General features: G+C 62.0%; 9 protein-coding genes. 7 read left to right on the top strand and 2 right to left on the bottom strand.

Annotated elements, in window-relative coordinates; all coding sequences use genetic code 11:
• Positions 1-529 precede the first annotated feature (529 nt).
• From DL519_RS46910 to pglZ, 7 genes are all read left to right on the top strand, one after another.
• Positions 530-1,177 (top strand): ISAs1 family transposase, encoded by a 648-nt coding sequence (locus DL519_RS46910; protein ID WP_263399676.1) that lies wholly within the window; start codon positions 530-532, stop codon positions 1,175-1,177.
• A 1,827-nt stretch (positions 1,178-3,004) separates the two neighbouring features.
• A complete protein-coding gene (locus DL519_RS19975) occupies positions 3,005-4,552 on the top strand; it encodes an NERD domain-containing protein (protein ID WP_190817011.1) in 1,548 nt (515 codons plus the stop codon).
• Between the two features lie 45 nt (positions 4,553-4,597).
• The gene (locus tag DL519_RS19970; protein ID WP_190812759.1) at positions 4,598-5,689 is read left to right on the top strand and encodes an IS630 family transposase; all 1,092 of its coding nucleotides are present in this window, start codon (positions 4,598-4,600) and stop codon (positions 5,687-5,689) included.
• Positions 5,659-8,787 (top strand): protein kinase domain-containing protein, encoded by a 3,129-nt coding sequence (locus DL519_RS19965; protein WP_223839303.1) that lies wholly within the window; start codon positions 5,659-5,661, stop codon positions 8,785-8,787. The genes DL519_RS19970 and DL519_RS19965 overlap by 31 nt, the downstream gene beginning before the upstream one ends.
• A complete protein-coding gene (gene pglX, locus DL519_RS19960) occupies positions 8,784-12,422 on the top strand; it encodes a BREX-2 system adenine-specific DNA-methyltransferase PglX (RefSeq protein ID WP_190817008.1) in 3,639 nt (1,212 codons plus the stop codon). Before DL519_RS19965 ends, pglX begins: the two co-directional genes overlap by 4 nt.
• Positions 12,423-12,458: 36 nt before the next feature.
• Complete coding sequence (pglY, locus tag DL519_RS19955; RefSeq protein ID WP_190817006.1) at positions 12,459-16,427, top strand: BREX-2 system ATPase PglY; 3,969 nt, start codon at positions 12,459-12,461, stop codon at positions 16,425-16,427.
• 1 nt (position 16,428) lies between these two features.
• On the top strand, positions 16,429-19,047 hold the full coding sequence (pglZ, locus tag DL519_RS19950; RefSeq protein ID WP_190817004.1) for a BREX-2 system phosphatase PglZ: 2,619 nt from the start codon (positions 16,429-16,431) through the stop codon (positions 19,045-19,047).
• Here pglZ and DL519_RS19945 read toward each other — a convergent pair.
• Both DL519_RS19945 and DL519_RS19940 read right to left on the bottom strand, forming a co-directional pair.
• Entirely contained in the window at positions 19,031-20,062 is a 1,032-nt protein-coding gene (locus DL519_RS19945; protein WP_190817002.1) for a CBS domain-containing protein, read from the bottom strand. The genes pglZ and DL519_RS19945 overlap by 17 nt on opposite strands.
• A gap of 2 nt (positions 20,063-20,064) precedes the next feature.
• Entirely contained in the window at positions 20,065-21,867 is a 1,803-nt protein-coding gene (locus tag DL519_RS19940; RefSeq protein ID WP_190817000.1) for a DUF262 domain-containing protein, read from the bottom strand.
• Between the last annotated feature and the right edge of the window lie 71 nt (positions 21,868-21,938).

Below are 21,938 nucleotides of genomic sequence, written 5' to 3'. Positions count from 1 at the left end.
TGTGATGATCTTCCTGTCCGGTCAGGGACGATACCGCGCACGCTCAACAGGAATGGCTGGTCGACCTCACCCCGGCAATCTGTCACCCGACTAGTCGTGTCGCAGGACACATTCTGTAGCCCGCTACGCGCGGGCAAGGGTTTGGGCGGCAGACTGACGCGGCACTCGATGTCTGGGGAGGGGAGCCAGATGAACTACGGCAGGCGTGGGCCGAACGATTGGGAACCCGAGTACGACCGACCCATTGTCGGAGTTCGAGGAGAAGGACCCCTTACCTCAGGGCTGAGGCAAAGTCGTGTGCCGGGTGGTTTGACCTGTTGTTTTGGGATGTGCGTGGTGAAGGTTGGGGGGGTTGGAGCAGGCACGGCGGGACCGTTGATCATGAAGGTTCCTACGCCATCGTGATCTTCGGAGCCTTGCCGTGCCTGCTGTGTCATCGTCTCCCATTGCTGCGTTGTCTCGTCAACTGGCCCCGTTGGGCGGGGTGGCGTCACAGGCGCGGGGTGAGTTACTCGGGGTACTGGAGTCGGTGCCGGACCCACGCAAGAAACGAGGTGTACGGCATCGGTTCGCGGCGATCCTGTTCGTGTCGGTGTGCGCGGTGGTTTCCGGTGCACGCTCCTTCGCCGCGATCGCCGAATGGGCCGCCGACGCCGTCGACGACACCCTGTCTGAGATGGGGATCGGCGCGCCGAACGCCTCGACGATCCGGCGTGCGCTGTCGGCGTTCACCGGCGACGGGTTCGATACCGCGATCAGCAGGTTCCTCGCCGGCCGCCTGGCCGCTGCGGCCAGAGCCGGCACGGCCGGGGTCAAGACGGGTCTGCGGGTGCGGCGTCGCGCGATCGCGGTCGATGGCAAGGCGCTGCGAGGCTCACGGGTCGGCGACGGCCGGGCGCGAATGCTCATGGCATGCCTGGACCACGCCGCGGGAGTGACGCTCAGCCAAGTCGAGATCAGCGAGAAGACCAACGAAATCCCCATGTTCTCAACACTTCTCGACAAGATCGACGATCTCGCCTGTGTCGTGGTCACCGCCGATGCCCTGCATGCCCAGCGTGAGCACGCCGAGTACCTCCACCGCCGGGACGCCCGTTACGTCCTCACCGTCAAGGGAAATCAGCAGAGTCTGCGCCGGCAGCTGGCGGGCCAGCCATGCAAGGACGTCCCGGTCTGACACCGCGAGACCGACAACAGCCATGGCCGCACGGTCACCCGCAGCTACAAGATCATCACCATCGAAACCGGGATCTGCTTCCCGCACGCCGCAGCCATCCAGATCACTCGCACCCGCAAACGCAAGCGCGACTCCAAGCGCGCCACACGTGAGACCGTCTACGCGATCACCTCACTGACCGCCGAGCAAGCCCAACCCGCCGAACTGGCCCGCTACATCCGCGGGCACTGGCACGTAGAGAACAACACGTAGAGAACAAGCTGCACTGGGTCCGCGACGTCACGATGGGCGAGGACGCCTCACGAATCTCCACCGGTGGAGGCCCCAGCATCATGGCCGGCATCCGCAACCTCGCAATCAGCCTGCTCCGCCTGGCCGGTCACACCAACATCGCAAAAGCACTACGCCACCACGCACGAAAACCACAACGAGCCATCACACTGATCCTGACCAGCTAAAACCCGACTTTGCCTCACCCCTGGGTCTCATGGACTGGCGGGCTCTCGTATTCGCCGGCTAACTCATAGCCCCTCCTTAACGAGCAATCCGGCGGGCGACGTCTCTCTATGCTCGGATGTCGCAGGCGATAGGTAAATAGATCTAGCGGCCTAGAAAGTGTTCAGCGAGCAGCATTAGCCAACATCCACCCGCCGGTCGGTCCTCCCTGGTCCAGCGCATCTCGTCGGCCTGGTGCACTGCGACTTCGCGGGCCAGGTCGGCGTCGGATCGGTCATCGAGATCAACGCCGCTCGGTGAAGCCGTCGAGTCGGCTTGGCCGGTCAGCGTCTAGCTCATGGCGACCGCTGGGTTAGCGCGTTCTCGGTTCTGACGAGGATCTGGCCTGCTTGAGCTCAGATGACGCTGACCTCCCGAGCTCCGACGCGATGCGGCCGAACAACTCGAACGATTGGGCGTAGAGCAGCGCCAGGATCGCAGCGACTCGGACCGGGAGGTCCAGGTAGCCGAAGACCTCGATCGACACCCAGCCAATGGTCCGGAGGAAAAGGGGAGCCAGCTAGGCCCCAGAGCTATTTCAGGCTCATCGAGCGAGTCCGCCTGCCAGCAGGCCGAGCTCCCGGCGTGGAATATCGGACAGTTGCAGGCATATGCACTGCAGGTGCAGGTCAATGCCCAGTGCCACCGAAGGAACGGGAATCATGCGTTGCATTTGGCTCATCGGGTCCCTGCCGCCTTGCCCTGGGTTCCATCGAGCTGCACTTCGACCTGGATCTTCAGGTCGGATGGACTGCGATCTGGTGTGATTGCTGCGAGTGCCCCCGGTGCGACTCGAACAGCATCCACACGAAACCGCACCCGCCGTGAACTGCTGGTTTCCGCCACCGTTGACGTCGTACGCAACCGTCGTCGTTCGGGCGGTGATTCCCGGTGAGCCCGAACGGGCTTGTCGAGGTTCTGTTCTTGTCGGCTGATCGTCGACTGGTTCCCAGGTGCACGTGTGCGTCGCGCAGTGTGCGGAGTCGGTGTCTGGCCGTCTTGCGCCAGGATCACTATGCGCTCCGCTGACTGTGCCTCTGGGGCAGGCTCGACGCGTCGTCGGGCGGCTGCGCACTTCGAAGTCCACTGATCAGCTCCCGAACACATGAGCTTCTGCCCTGGGTCTCTGGCAACCTATTTGGCGTCCCGCGAACCGGGAATATCTTGAGATTGCGTCACGATCGGCGTCGTCGTAGTGCTCTGACGATGCTCGTCGCAGGCCTATTCGATGGGTGAAGACACCAACGAGCTACGGCATGGTTACTATCTGTGCCTTGAGCTTGGTAAGCGGCGGTGCCGGATCGAGGTCTTGGGGAGAAGCCGGGGGGCAATATGCGGGACGGCCGATGGGTAACGGTCACGGAGTCCGAGTTCCAGCATGAACGGCGGGGTCTGGAAGCGATCCGCGAGAGACTGCCCGACAGTGAGCCGTGGCGGGCGTGGTCGAACTTCACCTTCACCGCGAACAGCGGCCATGTCCGTGAGGTGGACCTGCTGGTCGTCGCACCGGGCGGTGTGTATCTGATTGAGCTCAAGGACTGGCACGGGTCAGTCGAATCCCGAAACGGCAGTTGGTTACAGACCAAGCCCAGCGGCAGCCAAGTCCCTCACAGTAATCCACTGCACCTCGCTAACAAGAAGGCGAGAGAGCTCGGCGGGCTGCTTAGGCTGCACACCCCTGCCGGAACTCCACCGCCGTGGGTATCGGAAGCCGTCTGCTTCACCGACGCCTCTCTTCAGCTGCGGCTACCCGCCAACGATCTACACGGTGTATATACCGTTGACGAGCTGGTTGCCATGCTTAAGCAGCCACCGCGCGACGATCGGCGTCGCTTCGACGCCCCACGCTCCCGCCAGCTCAAGGCTTCTCTTAAGGCGATCCGGATCGAGCGCAGTGACGCCGCGTACAAAGTTGGGCCGTACCTGCTCGATAGCAAAGCGTTTGACTCGGGCCCGAGCTGGTCCGACTACTTGGCCCGGCACACAGAACTGCCGGGCGTCTACCGAGTACGCGTCTTCTTGCCTGAGCGCGGTTCGGAGGAAGGTTTGCGGGCGTCTGTAGAGCGTGCTGCGCGGCGTGAAGCGACGGTGCTGCAACGATTCCGGCACCCCGGTGTCGCGCCGCTGAAGTTGTACGATCCGTCCGGACATCCGTCCGGCCCAGCGCTGATTTTCGACCACCATCCGCGGACACTGCGGCTGGACGAGTACTTGGCGCAGTTCGGTGAAAAGCTCGACATCCTAAGCCGCATGGCGTTGGCTCGTCAGCTTGCTGAGACCGTGCGCAGTGCGCACAGCGTTCGCATCTATCACCGCGCCCTGTGCGCCCACGCGATCCACGTCATTCCGCGCGTCCAGAAGCGCGCTACGAGGACGGATGCAGAAGAAGCCGGTTGGCTCGCGCCGCATCTCCAGATCGCCGACTGGCAGGTGGCCGAGCAACAGGGGCGTGAGCACGGGCATGCCGACCGTTTCATGCCGACATCTCTCTCGAATGCCAGCGCGCATCTAGTCGAGGGTGCCGATCCCTATCTCGCCCCCGAGTTGACTGCGTCGAACGCCGATCCCGTTGCCCTAGATGTGTACGGACTCGGCATGCTCACTTACCTGCTGACCACTGGGAAGGCTCCGGGCGCAATCCAGGCCGAACTATCCACGCGTCTTGAAGCCGGGCAAGGCCTCCGCCCCAGCGCTGTGGTGGATGGCCTGTCCCAGGACATCGACGAGCTGGTGCAGGCTGCCACCGCCTACCGGCCAAAACAACGACTGGGCACGGTCGATGAGTTCCTGGAGATGCTGGAACTTGTCGAAGATGACCTAACCACCCCCCCGCGGAGGAAGAATCACCTAACGAACCTGTATTTGAAAAGGACCCACTAGTGTCCTGCACCGGAAATTCATGGTCGAAATGGCTATACTGCGGGAATGGCGAGGACTGGGCGGCCGAAGGCTGAGTTGGTGCTGACCGACGATGAGCGTTCGACGTTGCAGCGTTGGGCTCGGCGGGCGAAGAGTTCGCAGGCTTTGGCGTTGCGGTGTCGGATTGTGCTGGCATGCGCCGATGGTTTGTCCAATGTGGATGTCGCCGAGAAGTTGCGGGTGTCGCGGCCGACGGTGGGCAAGTGGCGGTCGCGGTTTGTCCAGCGACGACTGAAGGGGTTGGTCGACGAGGATCGCCCAGGCGCGCCGCGGAAGATCACCGACGAACAGGTGGAGAAGGTGGTCGTCTCGACGTTGGAAGAGAAACCGAACAACGCGACGCATTGGTCGCGTACATCGATGGCGAAGCGTTCCGGGCTGAGTAAATCGACCGTGGGACGGATCTGGAAAGCGTTCAACCTTAAACCCCACTTGGCCGACACATTCAAGCTCTCTACCGATCCGCAGTTCATCGAGAAGGTCCGTAACGTCGTCGGCCTGTATATGAACCCGCCCGAGAACGCAGTGGTTCTGTGCACCGATGAGAAATCCCAGGTGCAAGCGCTGGAGAGGTCCCAGCCGGTGTTGCCGATGATGCCCGGCATGCCCGAGCGGCGCACCCACGACTACGTCCGTCACGGCGTCACCAGCCTGTTCGCCGCCTTCGACATCGCCACCGGCAAGGTCATCTCCTCGCTGCACCGCCGGCACCGCTCGGTCGAGTTCCGCAAATTTCTCACCAAGATCGACAAAACCGTACCGGCGGAGTTAGGCGTCCATGTCATTTGTGACAACTACGCCACCCACAAAACCGAGATCATCCAGAAATGGCTAGCGAAGCATCCCCGATTCCAAATCCACTTCATCCCGACCGGATCGTCCTGGATCAACCAGGTCGAACGCTGGTTCGGCGAATTGACCACCAAACTCCTGCAACGCGGCGTGCACACCAGCGTCCAGGCACTCGAGGCCGATATCCGCAACTGGATCGACGAGTGGAACAACGATCCCCGGCCGTTCATCTGGACGAAGAGCGCTGACGAGATCTTGGAGTCACTCCGATCATATTGTCAACGAATCTCCGGCGCAGGACACTAGACGCTGTCGCGGGTGATGTCGTCGATCGCCGCTGGGAGGTCCGGCGGCGACTGGGGACTGGATCCACCAGCCGCGCGTTCCTGGCCCGGGATTTGGCCGCTGGCCCGGCAGCGCCCAGGTCGAAGACGTTTGTCGTGCTCAAGGTGGCACTTTCCGACAAGCGCGGCGAGGTGCTGGCACGCGAGGCCGAGGTTATTGGGGGGCTGCGCCCGGACTCCCGGATCATTAAACTGGTCGAGTCTGCGCCGCAGCAAATCGGCGGTCGCACGGTCCTGGTCATTGAGTACGTCGGCGACGAGCGCGACGACGACATGACCGCCGAAAACGACAGTGCAGCCGGAAAGCGTCGCCGACGACGCGAGGAGACCGTTGCCCGTGAGCTTCGCGACAACGGTCGGCTCACCGTCGACCAGTTGGAGTCATATGGCGACTATCTCTTCGGAGCGGCGGACTTTCTGGAGGGAGAGGGCATCTGGCACCGCGATGTCAAGCCGGACAACATCGCGATCCGAGTCCGCCCCAATCGTACGAAAGAACTCGTACTGATCGACTTCTCGCTGGCCGGCTACCCGGCCCAGGAGTACCAGGTCGGAACTGAAGGCTACCTGGATCCGTTCCTCGGCACGCTGACGCGATCGAATTACGACGCCCATGCCGAGCGATACGCCCTCGCTGTCACCCTGCACGAGATGGCGTCGTGCGAGCTACCAGTGTGGGGCGAAGGCAAGGTGTCAGCCCAGCAAACCGATGCCGCCGAAGAGCCGTACCCGACGATCGCCGCCGAAGCGTTCGACCCAGCGGTTCGGGATGGGCTGGTCGCGTTCTTTCGCAAGGCGCTGCACCGGGATATCCGCGAGAGGTTCCCCGAGCTCAAGCCGATGCGGGATGCGTGGAAGAAGATCTTCCTGGACATGGCGGAGGCAGTGCCCTCTACCAACCGCTCGCGGCATTCCGAGCCTTCGCCGGATTCACTGACATTAACCGGCATTCCCGCGATCCACGGAGTTGACGAGGCGGAGCCAGCATCCGCCAAGCAACAGCGCGATCTGCTGGCCGAGAAGGTCATTCGGGACACTGCGATTGAGCTGTCCGGACTCAGCCCGGCCGCGATCTCGTTCGTGTACGGGCTGGGCGTCAATTCCGTCGGCGAGCTGTTGGACCTGAGTGAACGGCAGTTACTCAACGCCCCTGGCGTGGGTGGCAAGACTCTCCGCGAGGTGCAGGACCGCGTTAAGCAATGGCGGAAAAAGTTCGCCGAACTGCCGACCGCACCCCTGAGCGCGGCGGGTCGGAAGGAAGCGAAGGAGGAGCTGTCGGCCACCGAGGCCGCGCTCGCCGATCCGCGGACGCGCACGCTGGATGGATGGGCGCTGCGTGCGGTAAGCCTGGACACGCTGGCCACGGTCTTTGTCCCGGAGTCGAAAAAAAACGGTAGCAATGCGAACGAAGTCGAGATGGTGCGGCTGCTGCTGCGGCTGCCCGACGAGCACGGCCATCTCCCCGAAATCGGTGTCTGGCCCAGGCAGAAGGATGTCGCCGAGGCACTCGGCCTGAGTGCGGGCCGTATCCCGCAGATGCTCAAAACCCAGCGCAAGCGTTGGAAACGCCTTCCCACTGTGCAGGCGTTGCGCGCCGAGATCCTGGAGCTGTTGAGAGGCTTGGGAAGGGTCGCATCCGCTGCGGAAATTGCCGATGTGCTCACAGTGCGGCATGGAACTCGGTTGCAGAATCGCGAGCAGCGTCGTGCGCTTGCCCTTGCCGCGGTCCGAGTGGTAGTCGAGACCGAGCAACTAGAGCCGGAAAGCAAGGAATTCCACCATGCAGCCAACCGCGACGCGGTCGACCAAGGCATGGGCGCCGGCTTGCTGGCTCTTGAGGTCGGTCCGGACGACGCTCCGGACGCCCCTTTCGGTCCGGGACTGCTGGACTATGCTCAGCGTCTTGGCCAGGTCGCCGATCGGCTGGCCCAATCTGAAACTCTGCCTACATCGACGACGGTGCTCAACGAGTTGGGTGCTGTCACCCCACCAAACGGCGTGCTCGCCTGGGATGAGCGACGCCTGGTCGAGCTCGCGGCAGCGGCCTCCCGCAACGCCGCAGCTACACCGCGCCTGGAAATCTACCCACGCGACCTGTCACTGGTAAGAGCGCTGCGCCTCACGCAGGCCGGATTGGTGCGTTTGGTGCCAAACCTGTCAGAGGAGCGCCAGCCTGGTTTGGGAGTGGAAGAGATCCATGAGCGGATCCATACTCGCTTCCCGGAGATTCTCGACGACAAGGGTGATCGTGCGCTGCCCATCGGCGGCCAGTTGACGAAGGCCCTGCGGGACGCTGGCTTTGATCTGGTGCTGAGCACGCGGGAAGACACCAGGACCCAGCGGTATCTCCCCCGCCGCAGCCATGTTGAGTCCAGTTACCTGGGCTCAACGTCGATGGGGGGGACGTTCGTCGTCCGCGCCACGCGTTACGACGACGACCCGGACCTGGCCAGCACCATCCGCACCAGCGAGCGTCTTATGGCCGCCGCTCGCGGCGATGGTTTTCGCGTTCTTACGGTGCGGACTGGGCTGTGCCGAAGTGCCGTTCGCACGCTGAGTGCGGAGGACGGCCAGTTCGGCGCATCCGTGGTTTCGGTGGCCAGGCTGTTCTTGGCCGCGCTGCATGAGCAGGTCGATCCGCGGCCCAAACCGACTTGGGAGACCATCCTCCAGGCGGATGCCGCTGAACCCGGCTCGCGAGACGCGATGAAGTTCGCCGAGTACGCGCGGACCGCATGGGGCCTTGTCGAGCCCCGAATCAACGAAGAACTTGCGTCCGGAACAGGCCCTCTGCTGCTGGTCGACGCCGGGGCCTTCGCTCGCTACAACGCCATGGGCGTCTTGAGTCGGCTCACTGAACGGGCTCGGCACGGTGAGCGGGCGCTGTGGCTGCTCTGTCCTCAGCCTGACGCGGCCCGAGCTCCGAAGCTCGGCACGACCGCCGTGCCGTATCAGTCGGGGCTGGCGGAGTGGATCGAACTCCTTGACGCGTGGGTCACCTCGACCTCGTGGCGCGGACATGCACCAACGGATGCGGCGATGAAGGGGAGTAGGGCGTGATCAACCGCAAGGTACTGCGGGAGGACCTGAAGCGACAGGTGAAGGCAGTCGAAAGCGACCTCGAAAAGCAGGTGCGGGCGCTGCGCGACGTCGACGACCGCTTGAAGGGCGAACACGCCCAAGCTTTCAAGTTGGGGAGAACGGCAGCCACCTGGAACTCCTGGTTGGAAGAGCGCATCACCCAGGTTTCGGCGGCGTGGGTGCTGGGATCGGTGTTTGTTCGCTTCTGCGAGGACAACCTGCTGATCCCGGAGCCCTACATCACAGGACCGACCGCCGACCGGCGCGACCTGGCCCTGGAGCGGTACGCGGCGTACGTGCACGAGGACGCCGACCCGACGTATCGAGGCTGGTTGGATCGCGCTTTCACGGAGATCGGAACAGGCCAGGCGGGTAAGCTCCTGTTCAACCCCGATCACAATCCGCTCTACCAGATTCCGCTTTCGCATGATGGCGCGCGCGACCTGATCGAATTCTGGCGCAACCGCGACGAATCAGGCAATCTTGCCCACGACTTCACGGACCCATTGAGCGACGACGGGACTTCAGGCTGGGACACGCGGTTCCTGGGCGATCTTTACGAGGACCTATCGGAGGATGTCCGGACGAACTACGCTTTGTTTCAAACACCAGAGTTCGTGGAGGAGTTCATTCTCGACCGGACGATGGACCCAGTCATACGGGAACTGGGGGCGCACTTCGGCGAACTTAAGATGATCGACCCCACTTGTGGCTCTGGCCACTTCGTGCTCGGCGCGTTTCGGCGTATGGAACGGCAGTGGTCGAAAAACCAACCGCACGTCGATGTGCATGAGCGGGTTCGGGCCGCCCTGGACTCGATACACGGTGTTGACATCAACCCTTTCGCTGTGGCCATTGCAAGGTTCCGGCTGTTGGTCGCGGCAATGGCGACTGCCAACATATCAACTTTGGATGAAGCAAGCCGGTACGACTGGCCGATTCATCTGGCAGTCGGAGACTCACTCATCAAGTCCCGGCAGCTCGAACTGACGCTGGAAGGCGAAAAGAACGACGATCAACTCGCGAAATTTTCTTACGCCACAGAGGATGTCCACGAATACTCGCGAATTCTGGATCAAGGGCGTTATCACGTCGTAGTTGGGAATCCGCCCTACATCACGGTCAAGGACAAGAATCTCAACAAACTATACAGGGATCTTTACCCGTCCTGTACTGGGAAGTATGCGCTGTCGGTGCCATTCGCCGAACGCTTTTTCCAGCTTGCGAAAGCAGGAGACGAAAACGGTCGCGGCTTCGGAATGGTCGGCCAAATTACCGCGAACTCTTTCATGAAGCGCGGTTTTGGAGCTAAGCTGATCGAGGAGTTCTTCGCGCACAAGGTCGAACTGACTGAGGTCATCGACACATCCGGGGCTTACATCCCCGGTCATGGCACTCCCACAGTGATCCTTGTTGGACGACGCCGGGGTGGCCCAGGTCGCTCAGGCACGATCCGCACGGTACGAAGTATCCAAGGAGAGCCGACCGTGCCGGATAGGGGTGAGGTTGGCCAGGTTTGGCAGGCGATCCTAAGGCAAATCGATCAACCTGGTTCAGTTAGCTTGTGGGTATCAGTGGATGACCTGGATCGTAAGCGATACTTTGACAGGCAGCCGTGGATTCTAGTTGATGGCGGCTTGGAGATGGTAGAGCAAATCGAGACAAACAAGGTAAATACCCTAAGAAGGGTGCTGGGTAGGGACATTGGTTTTGCTAGTTTTCCAGGTCAGGACGATGCCTTTGTCAGTCGTCCGGAGGCACTCCAGCGCCAGCATATAGCGGATGAAATTATCAAGCCGCTCATCATTGGTGAAGTCGTTCGTGACTGGGACACTCATTGCGTCGAAAGTGCTCTCGCGCCGTATTCCCCGGATCTCTTGCCGCTGCCTTATGACGATTCGGAACCTTGGGCACGTCTGCTGTGGATAGTGCGAAGTCATCTTCGATCTACGAAAGGATTCGACGGTAAGACCCAGCACGATCTTGGTAAGCCATGGTGGGCCTGGTACCGATGGGTTCCGGAACGGTACCGCATTCCGTTGTCGATCACGTTCGCGTTCGTGTCCACGCACAACCACTTCGTGCTCGACAGGGGCGGAAAAGTGTTCAAGCAGACGGCTCCAGTGATCAAGCTGCCTTCGGGTGCATCGGAAGAAGAACACCTGAATCTTCTTGGCCTACTGAACAGTTCCACTGCGTGTTTCTGGCTGAAAATGATGGCTCACAATAAGGGTAGCACGGTAGATTCACGAGGTGCGCGACAGACCACGATTCCGTTCGAAGATTTTTACGAGTTTGCCAGCACCAAAGTCGGTCAATTCCCTCTGAGGCGCACTTATCCTACCGCCCTCGCTACTTCTCTCGATAGGCTGGCGCAGGAGCTCGCCGTTACCAGCCCAACTGTGCTGACCAGTGTCGATAAGCCTGTTCCCACTGCAGCAGCCTTGCGGGACGCTCGGGCCAACTGGGAGTCGACCCGTGCCCGGATGATTGCGCTGCAAGAGGAACTGGACTGGCAGGTGTACTCGATCTACAACCTGCATGGCGAAGATCTGCGTGCGCCCGAAGGCGATGTCCCGGAACTTGTTCCCGGTGAGCGGGCCTTTGAGATCGTCCTGGCCCGGCGGGCCCGGCGGGGCAATGCATCCGACGAGTGGTTCAAGCGGCACGACGCCACCCCGATCACCACTCTGCCCGAGCACTGGCCCGATGCCTACAAGGCCGTAGTCCAAAAGCGTATCGACGCCATAGAAAGTTCTCGGGCGATCGACATGATTGAGCGGCCGGAGTACAAGCGCCGGTGGGCAACCGAGGGCTGGGACGTGATGCAAGATCGCGCTCTGCGTTCCACGCTGTTGGATCGGATCGAGAACCGGGACATTTGGTATCAGGACGACCACCCAACTCTGCTCACCCGAGCACAACTCACCGACGCTCTGTCACGCGACGAGGTTTTTGTTTCCGTTGGGGCCATTTATGCACCTTATCGGGATCTTCCGGCCATCGTTACTGCTCTACTCGCCGACGAGCACGTGCCGTTTCTCGCTGCTCTAAGATACAAACCTGACGGGCTGAAGAAGCGCGCCGACTGGGAACACGTGTGGGTCCTACAGCGAGAGGAGGACGCCATTCGGAAGGAAGACCCGGTTGAGGAGGAGCGCGCCAAGCGCAAGTTCCAGAAGTCGATTCCAGTGCCGAAGAAGTACACCAACAATGACTTCCTCAAGCAATCCTACTGGCGGGCGCGGGGCAAGCTGGATGTGCCGAAGGAGCGCTTCATCTCGTATTCCATAACCACCGTCGGCACCCCCGATCTGTATGGCTGGGCTGGTTGGGATCATCGGGAGCAGGCGCAAGCACTCACCACCTACTTCACCAACCACGAGTTGGCCGCCGAGGAACTGACACCGTTTCTCGCCGGTCTGCTGGAACTCCAGCCGTGGCTGAACCAGTGGCATGGCGAGTTCGACGCGCTGTACGGAATGTCGCCTGCCACCTTTTTCGCTGGGTACCGCGCACAGATCCAGGGCGAGCATGGGTTGACTGACGAGGACCTGCGGGCCTGGCGCCCGGCGACTCGCACACGTGGACGCCGTACTGCGAAGAAGAACTGACCTCAGGACGACACGAAGTAGACGAAGGTAGACGCCATGCCGCCCAAACAGCCGCCCTTGCTGCGCGATGTCATCGACATTAAGCCGTCCATCTCCACTTCTGACTTCGTCCTGAAGCTCGCCGAGGCGGTCACTGAAGAGGGCCGTTCCCGTGCGCTCAAGGACTATGTGATCACAGAGCGGCTACTGGAGAACTTTGACGAAGCCCTCGGGTTGATCAGGGCGGCGCTGGACGGGCAGACATCCAAAGCTGCCTATCTACACGGTTCGTTCGGTTCCGGTAAGTCGCACTTCATGGCAGTGCTACATGCCTTGCTCCTTGGCGACAAGACGGCCCTTGCCCGGACTGAGTTCGATCCACTGCTGAACAAGCACCGGTGGCTTACCGACTCCGGCTCTGGAGAGCGGAGGAAGTTTCTATTGGTGCCGTACCACATGCTGGGCGCCAAGTCGTTGGAACAGCGTGTTCTTGGCGGGTACGTGTCGCATGTCAAGGCCTTGCATCCTGAAGCTCTGACTCCGCAGGTGTATCGAACGGACACGTTGTTCGCCGACATCCAGCGGCTGCGGGAACGGATCGGCGACGAGACGTTCATCGCCGGTCTGGATCAGGTGGAGCCTGGGGGGCAGGAGCCGGGGGACGACAAGTGGGGCGAGTCATTCGCCTGGAACACCGAACTCCTCGACCAAGCCATGGCCGCGGCAGAGCAGTACGACGGTGGCGAGGACGGGAAGGCCAGCAGCGACCTGCCGTCCGGGCTTGACCTGGTCAACCCCACCACAGCTGCCGAGCTGCGGGCCAAGCTCGTCCATGATGCGATGAGTTGGTTCCCCGGATTCGCCAAGAACGCAGCTGAGGACGAGCACGGCTTCATCTCGCTGGACGCGGGTCTTGCCGTCATCACCGCGCACGCGAAGTCGCTCGGCTACAGTGGCCTGATCCTGTTCATGGACGAGCTGATCCTGTGGCTTGCCAACCGCATTCACGACCAGAAGTTCGTTTCCCGCGAGGCCGACAAGATTACGAACTTCGTGGAGGGCTCGGATTCTCGTCGCGCGATTCCCATTGTGTCGTTCATCGCACGTCAGCGGGATCTCCGGGAACTTGTTGGTGAAGAACTCTCCGGCTCCGCCGAGACCGCCATCCAGGATAGCCTCAACCTCGCCTCTGGCCGCTTTGACAAGATCACGTTGGAGGATCGCAACCTCCCGCAGATCGCCCACGCCCGTCTCCTCCAGCCCAAAGACGGCGAGGCCAAGACTAAGATCGAAACCGCATTCGTCAAGGCGAAGCGTTCTGGGGGGCCGGCCGTCTGGGACGTGCTGCTCGGATCAGAGGAAGGAACGACCGGAGCGGACGAGGAATCGTTCCGGCTGACCTACCCTTTCTCCCCCGCCTTCATGGACACCCTGGTCCACATCTCCTCCGCGCTACAGCGTTCCAGGACCGGCCTCAAGCTGATGGGGCAACTACTGGCGGCCCACCGGAACCACGCTCGCCTGGAACAATTGATCCCACTGGGAGATCTCTACCAGGTGATCGCGGATGGTGGCGATGAACCGTTCGTTGACAAGCTGAAGGCGGAATTCAAGGCTGCGGACAAGCTGTACCGGACCAAGCTGCGGCCGTACCTACTCGGCACGTACGACGTCAGTGAAGAAGATGTTGAACGCAGCCTGAAACGACCCGAAACCGTCGAAAATCCTCAGCTCGAACAGCGCTGCCGTAGCTTTATCGGTGACAACCGTCTGATCTGCACGCTTCTTCTTTCCGCCTTGGCACCGAGCGTCCCAGCGCTGCGTGATTTGACGATCCGCCGGCTGGGTGCTCTCAACCATGGCTCGGTCGTGTCTCCAATCCCGGGTGCCGAGGTGGGGGCGATCAAGTCGAAGGTCACCGAGTGGGCCTCCCGCTTCCCAGAGATCAAGGAAACTGGCACGCAAGCGAATCCCGGCGTGCGCCTGGAACTGGCCGGCGTGGACGTCGACTCGGTCATCGCTAACGCCAATGTCAACGACAACCCGGGCAACCGACGGGCATTACTCAAGCGACTTCTGGCCGAAGAGATCGGGTTCGAGGCGCACGACGGACGGCTGGGAGCGGACGAGCTGAACCTGGTCTGGCGTGGATCGCAACGCAAGGCCGAAGTGATGATCGGCAAGATCGCCGACCCTGACGACGTGGACGACCACGAACTCTCGCCCAACGATGGGGGCCTATGGAGGCTCATGGTCAGCCTGCCGTATCACGAAGGAGAATTTGGTCCCGCCGAAGACGTCAACAGGATGCGGTCACTGCGAGACCTTCCTGGCGAGCGCCCGCGTACCGTGGCGTGGATTCCAGCGCATCTGTCTGCGGCCCGGTTCCAGGATTTTCGGCGCCTGGTCACCATCGACTACGCGCTTGCCGATCCGCGGCGCTTCGAGACCCAGTACGCCTCCCACCTCAATGCGGACAACCGGGCTCGCGCCAAAGCATTGCTGGAAAGCCAGCACGCCTCGCTAACCAGGACGGTCAAGGCAACGCTCAAACAGGCTTACGGTCTCGCGGAGAAGAAAGCCACCGATGTGGAGCTGGGCCACGACGACCATTTCGAAGCACTGCGGGATGTACCTGACCTCAAGCCGTCCATCGGGCAACCGTTGCGGGAGGCGGCCAGGCACATTGCGGGCAAACTACTCGCTTACCAGTTCCCCGCACACCCCAACTTGGACCCCGAGAAGAAGGGTGTCACCGTCCGCCCGGCTGATGTGCGCATGGTCTTCGCCTGTGTCCGCGCCGCGACAGAAACCAGTGATCGGCGGGTCGAAGTACCGAAGGAACGACGGGAACTGATGGAGCGCATCGCCGCTCCGCTCGGCCTCGGCACGCAGCGAGAGGCATACTTCGAGCTGTCTACTCGTTGGCGGGACCACTTCCTCCGACAGGCTAGCGCCGAAGGGGTCACCGGCGACCTGTCCGTCGCACGTCTCACGGAATGGCTGGATCAACCCGAGCCGATGGGTCTGGAAACTCACGTCGTCAACTTGGTCGTCGCCTCGTACGCGGAAATGGACGACCGGGTTTGGGTGCGCTCTAGGGCGTTGCTAGACCCGGCGCCGGAGCTTGCCCAGATCAAGAGCTGGGATGCGCTGCGTACCCAGCCACTGCCTGATGAGTCGGCGTGGGTCGAAGCCGGGCAACGATACGAGGAGATTTTCGGCGAGAAGGCGCCGACGTTGCGGCGCGGCCGTATCGTCAGCCAATTCGCCCGGCAGATCATTGAGCAGACACGCGTATTCCAGCCGCACGCCGCCGACCTGGTGCGAGAGCTGGAAAAATACGGCGATTTGCTCAGACTGGACGAGACTGACGACTCTGGCCGACTCGCCTTGGCTCGGCGCTCGCTGGCGCTGCTGGATGGACTGCTGGCTACGGACAAAGGTGCAGCAAGCGGCAGTGGAAGCGCCAAGCAGACAGTGGAAGCGCTCGCTAATTTCGATCTGGTCGGCGTCCCTGCCTCACGGTACGGGGTGTCGATAGTCCAAGCGCAGAAGGTCGCCGCAGCGCTGGCGAGCGCGGCATGGGACATGCTGCGCCTCGCCGACGGGTATGGAGCCGAAGGTGAGGCAGTGTTGGAGGCTCTGCGCGGGGCTGCCCAGGTTGACCAGCGGACCGCAAGCCTGCCCGATGCGCTTCAGGAAGCTCGGCGTGCCGTGATTGCAGTTATGGAGCGTAGCCGAACCGCCGCAGCGTCCCCGGTCTCAGCGCCAGTCAAACCGGAATCGGCACCAGCTACACCAGAGCCGCCGAACGATGCGGTGTCTACAGCGACGGCATCAGACCACCCGCCCGCGCCAGCGGAGACGCACGCTAAGAACACCAACAGCCGGACGCCTCGTTCCGGTGGGGGCAGGACCACGGCGGCTCGCGCCGTCGCAGAACTCGGCGCGACGCTTAGCGACTTAGCCGCCCACGAACCGGAAGTCACCATCGAGATCCACTGGCGTGTGGTGGAGGACTGACATGAGCAAGACGGTCGGCACCAGTGCGGTGCGGTTGACCACCGCAACCGTGATGCAGTACCTTGCCGCGCAATCCAAATTGGAGTCCGGAAAACGCAGGGTTGTGCTGCTCCGAGCTGAGCCGATTTGGGAGGAAGCGTCGGAACTCGGCTGGAGCGATCGGTGTGCGCGGATTGCTACCGCGGTGTCGCCCCTGGCCGTGTACGAGCTGGTGCTCAGTCACCTTGCGCCAGAGGCGGATGGGCCTGAGGTGCTAGTGGTGCTGACCGACCGAGAAGAGTCTGAGCTCGGCGCGGACGCACTTGCGCGGGTACACAAAGGGCGCGTTAACGCCGTCGACATTTGGGAAGTGGTGCGCACAGTTTTCGGTGCCCAGGGCATGGACCAGCGATTGTTCGCTGAAAACTGGGCGGCCGAAGCATTGCTGGACGCCGCACCACCAGGCGGTTGGCCTCGACTGGCGGGCGGACCGCTGGCTCGCCGCCATGCGCTTGGCTCGCTGGCGCTGCGGCGGCTGGGGGCCGGCCCCTACGACCCCGACCAGCAACACCGGTTTCCGGCCGGTCTGGCTGGTGGTGTCGAGCTGGACGCGAACACGCTCCTGCGATGGTCGCTGTCCCCGGGTGGGCCGGACCGGTTTCTGGCGTTGCGTGCTCCTGAGAGGGCCGGACTCACCAGGTTCTTGGGCGAAGCGGAGCAAGGGGGGCAGACTGGAAAAGCGCTGTTAGCTTTGGTCACGGCCGGACATGGCCCGGATGCGGTGGCGTTCGGCTTGGTGTGCGCGGCATTGTGGGTCCACGCGAAGGACTCAGCCGACGCGGAGGACTATCGTGCGCGCGGTCGTGCCGAGCGCTGGTTCGGTGAGGATCCGCCTGGGCACGGCGAAGCACTCGACGCCCTAGCCGAAGCTCTTGGCAGGGCCAGCGAGGAGTTTGTCACGTCATTGCTGGTGACCGGGCGTTCTGGTGGCGAAGACGCGGACCCAGCCCGCAGGCTCTCGGCAGCCGTGCTGGACCGCGCGAGTTCGCTAACCCGCCAGTTCGGTGCTGAGCGAGCAGCCAACGCGAGTCCGGTCTTGCCAGCAGGGCTGGACGCTGCATTCGTAGCAGTAGGACGGGCCTTGGAAAACGGGGACACCGAACGCATTGCGCGGGCTGTCCAGGAGCTGGATCGGCACCAGCTGGCGACCGATCACGCGTATACCCGCATTGAACGGGCAAGGATGGCGCAGCGCATCACACAATGGCTGGCGGCCGAGCCCGTAACGAAGTCCGGAACCGTCACTGATGGAATCGATCGGCATCTGGCCGAGACGAGCTGGGTTGACTTGGCGCTGGAACACATCGAGGCCGACAGTGAGGCCGTACCTGAACTGAAGACTGCCTATGAGGGGCTCTGCACGGCGGTGCGTGCGCGGCGCCGAGAAATCGACCGGAATTTCGTGCACGCGCTGAAAACACGGACCGACGGAGGAATAGAAGACACGGTGCTAACGACCGAGTCGTTCTTAACCCGGGTGGTCCGGCCGGTCATAAAGGCCGGCGAGCGTGGAGTGCTCCTGGCAGTGGTGAGCGGGATGACCGCCGCGATCGCTGCCAGGCTGGGTGAGGAACTGCGCCGTGACTGGGCCGAATATGACCCTCTGCCGGGCGCGAACGACTTCCCGCGCCGGCGCGGGATGGCAGCGGAACCGCCGATGATCACCGCCATCTCACGTTTGGGCGATCCGCGACTCACGATTTTTGGTAAGGATGACCTGTGGGAGGAGCGCCCCGGTGGTGTCTTCAAGACCGCGGCATACAAGGCGATGGCCGATGACCAGGCACACGTGGGAGTCGTCCTCAATGCCGTCGACGACGATCTCGGATACGAGCTCGTCGACGGAGGATGGAGACTCAGCAATGCGGAAAGCCCCTGTGCCATCACAGGGCTGCGCGAGCTGTTACAGCTAGCTGCCGAGCGAGGCCGGGCAGTCCTACTCGTAGGAGACCATGAGATCAGTTACCGGGGAGATACTTCGCTTGCAGAGTTCGCCATCCCGTTGCTGGCATTGCTGCCATTCGGCGCGGCCCCGCCAAGAGGTTGGCGTGAGCTCGGTCGCCAGCAGCCGTGGTGGTGGTCACCGGGCGTGGACACAGCACAGCAATCGACCGCTAACACCTCGGCGAGCTCATCGGTATCGCAGAAGTGGGCCACCAAGAAACGCCGCTCCGAGGCTGAATCATCCAATGTTGCGTTGTTCGACGTGGCTCTCGTGCCAGACAGCAAGGAGTCACTGTTCAGCGCTCAGCCGGTCTCACCGGCCGATGCGTTGGTTGATGAACTCCTGACGTCGGATCTCTTCCAGGCGCAACTTCAGTCACTGGCGCGCAAGCCTGACCTAGTGAAGGTGGAGAAGGCGCTGCGAGCCTTGCTGGACGCGGGCGGCACCCTGCCGGTTACCGCCCTGGCGCAGCGTATCGGTCTTCCTACCGGCAGAGCCGACGGTTTCTCCGCAGTACTGCGCCAGTTGGTGAACTTCGATGGGGTCCAAGCTCTGGAGACGCTTCCCGACGGGCGGACCTTGCGGTTGAACATGTCACTGGTAAGGGATCAGTTCGAGCTCAGACCAACTGTTTGAGCAGCCCAGCGAACTCCCGCAACTCGCCAATCCGCTGTGGCGTGAGCGGCTCACTGTCGAAATGCGCGATCTTGTTGCGGATCTCCCGCACGCGGTCCAGCTGGTGCACGAACTGGGTGCGGTCCACACCGGACCAGCCGAGAGCTCGCCAGTTGCTGTCTGCGTTGGCACATGCCGTTGAGGTTTTCTGGTCTGCTTTGAGTAGCTTGACGTAGTCGCCGAACTGGAGGTCCGCGACATCACCGGTTCGCTGTTCCTTTGGTTGGCGGGTCTGCACCTCGCGGATTGCGTCGGCGGGCAGCTTGGCACCGAGACACTTGCGCAACTGGAACTCGATTTCTCCGACCAGGAAAAACGGCAGTGCTGTGGTCTCGAACCGAACGGTGATGTCCGCAGCCGTCACGATCCCTGTGAACCGCCCGCTGTTGCTCCGGACCAAGAGATAGCCATGCTTGGTCACCTCTGGCAAATGCGCGAAAAGCTCCTGATGCACCTCGGCAACCGGGATAGAGTCCGTGACCATCGCACTTGCCAGAGTTAGCACCGCTCCGGTCTCGTACTTAGCGGCGACCGAACTCCAGGTGATCACGCCCCGTAGATCGGAGATGCCGTCGATGACGGGCAACTGCGAGTAGTTCTTGGTCCGCATCATATGCGTAGCGCGGGCAAGCGAAGCGTTCGACGCGACGGAATCGACTCCATTGCGGGCCGAAGGGATGTCACCGATCTTAAATGAGTGCTGCGGCAGCGTGCCTGGTAGCAACTCCTCGCTTTGCTCGTAGTCAGCCACGACTGCAGCTTCTTCTGCGACGACTAGCATCTCGGCGTTGTTGCTGCACGTGGCGAAGGAGGGAATGGTGTCGAGTCCGGCTTCCCGTAAAGCTGCCATGATCATTGGCACACTCTGGTGATTCCGGTACCGTACGCCGAAAAGCGCCAAAAGGTCGGCTACGCGCACGGTGGCGCCCTTGAGCGCGAGAAGTTGCTGCTGCTCTGGCTGCTGCGTATCGCTCATGATCACTGGTCCGCCAGGTCACGGAAGAGGGTCCGCTTGCCCATGGCCGCATTCACCAGCTCCAACAGCTGCTTGGAGCGGTCGGAGTAGAAGGCATCGAAGTCCCCGTCGTGCAGAGCTACTGGATCGACTAGGTGCGTGCCGACCACGTCATCGAACCACTCGGGGCGCATTCCGGACTCCTGAGCGAGCAGCGTTAGGTAGGACGCCGGCGATCCGGTCATGCTTCTGCTCGCGCGGTAGGACAGCGGCGTCTTGTTGACGATCGAGTTGGCCCGCGAGTCGTTGACCTGCTGGCGAGTAAACCAACTCTTGGGGAAAACTTGCCGGATGTCCACGGAGTGTTGCAGGAGGGTGCCTGGGTTGAGCGGTGCCTCGTTGTAGTACCAGTCGACGGCCCCTTGCTTGATCAGCAGCGCGTAGATTCCCTTGTAAGCGGCGCTGTTCCGGGTAGTGAGACTGTCAAGGCGGTCAGACAGGAAGACAGCCTCCGTGACGGTGTCCGGCGCTTCGCTCGTGCCCTGCGTCCATACCACGAGCTGCTCGACATCGCGAGTAAAACGGCTCTCCGTCGATCCGCCGTACATCTCACCCAGCACTCCACACCAGTACCAGCGAGTGATCCGTTCCAGCAGCTCGGATTCATCAGTCTTATCGTTCAGAATCGTGCGCACTGCGGCCAACGGGACAAGCTGTGTCCGGTATGGCAAATCCGCGGCGCGGACAATGCACTGTTGGTTGAGGAACTCGCCTACCCACTCGAAGGCCTTTGTCACACGCGGAGCAAGGCGGCGGAACTCCTCCAGAGGCAAATCCAGGAGATCTCGTCTCTTACATGAGACCGCCGCCGTGGAGCCTGCCTGCTTGCGCTCCCAGGTCATGACCAAAGCAACGGCCTGGAGAAAATCGCTGCTGCTCAGACCATCATCAAGGCCGTTCTCCAGGCGTCCGAAAACTGGGTACGAGGCGGCTAGGCCTTTCTTGATGTCCTGCCACACATCTGGTAGGCGGTAGTAGTCCCCGTGTGCCAGCTCGTAGTCACGGTCGCCCGCATACGTGGCAGTCAACAACTCAAAGACGTTCAGCGGCACGCCACCAGTGTTCACTCGCTCGAAAACCGAGCATACCGCGTCCTTCGTCGTCGATGCGGAAAGCTTGATCATCGGAATTTGGAACGCCTGGATATGGTTCAGTACGTACTGTTCGAACCGCGACCATAGATCCCAGTTAGCATCGTCCAGTCGAACGAACACCCGCTGCCAGGCGTTCACCTGCTGGACATCGAAAACCCGGTGCAGCGGGAAGTATCCAGCCTCGCATTCTAGCTCGGTAGTACTCAGGTCGAGCAGGATCTTGCGAGCGAAGTCCGACCGTAGCATCTTGTCTTCTGGCACCGACACGATCGCCTCATCCCGGTCGGCGGCGGAACCGACCGCTCTGGCGATGTCAACGTAGTACCAGCGTTTGAGCTCTTTGTTGCGAGCGTCCACGGTCCGGACAGGCCGATCCAGATGTAGGGCCTGAAAGAGCGAGGTCAGCCGCTGCTGCCCATCTAACAGCAGGTGGTCGGGTGTGACAGTCTGTGCCGCTTCGGCTCCCGTGAGAGGACGCGCGCGGAAGGGCGACTCACCCCCGGTCTCCAATGTCATCACGACACCCAGCGGATAGTCGAGGGTCACCGTAGCGATTAGCTCTCGAATCCGTTGGTCGTCCCACTTCCAGTCGCGTTGGAAATCTGGAAGTTGCAGGCTCCCCGTCCAGATCCCTTCCAGCACGTCTTTCAACCTGGGGCTGTCGAGACCCACTTGTGCCTTCCCCCCGCCTGGAGCGTTTGCTGTGAACTTTTATGTGGTGACCATTCGATCAATCCGACCAC

Source organism: Saccharopolyspora pogona, assembly GCF_014697215.1.
GTDB classification, from domain to species: Bacteria; Actinomycetota; Actinomycetes; order Mycobacteriales; family Pseudonocardiaceae; genus Saccharopolyspora; species Saccharopolyspora hattusasensis.
The sequence above is the reverse complement of the archived record's forward strand: the minus strand, read 5'-3'. Positions and strand labels throughout refer to the sequence as shown.

What these genes read in the sequence shown, in the direction of transcription:
- DL519_RS19975 (WP_190817011.1), top strand. Translation starts at nt 3,005, where the DNA reads ATGCGGGACGGCCGATGGGTAACGGTCACGGAGTCCGAGTTCCAGCAT.
- DL519_RS19970 (WP_190812759.1), top strand. Translation starts at nt 4,598, where the DNA reads ATGGCGAGGACTGGGCGGCCGAAGGCTGAGTTGGTGCTGACCGACGAT.
- pglY (WP_190817006.1), top strand. Translation starts at nt 12,459, where the DNA reads ATGCCGCCCAAACAGCCGCCCTTGCTGCGCGATGTCATCGACATTAAG.
- pglZ (WP_190817004.1), top strand. Translation starts at nt 16,429, where the DNA reads ATGAGCAAGACGGTCGGCACCAGTGCGGTGCGGTTGACCACCGCAACC.
- DL519_RS19945 (WP_190817002.1), bottom strand. Translation starts at nt 20,062, where the DNA reads ATGAGCGATACGCAGCAGCCAGAGCAGCAGCAACTTCTCGCGCTCAAG.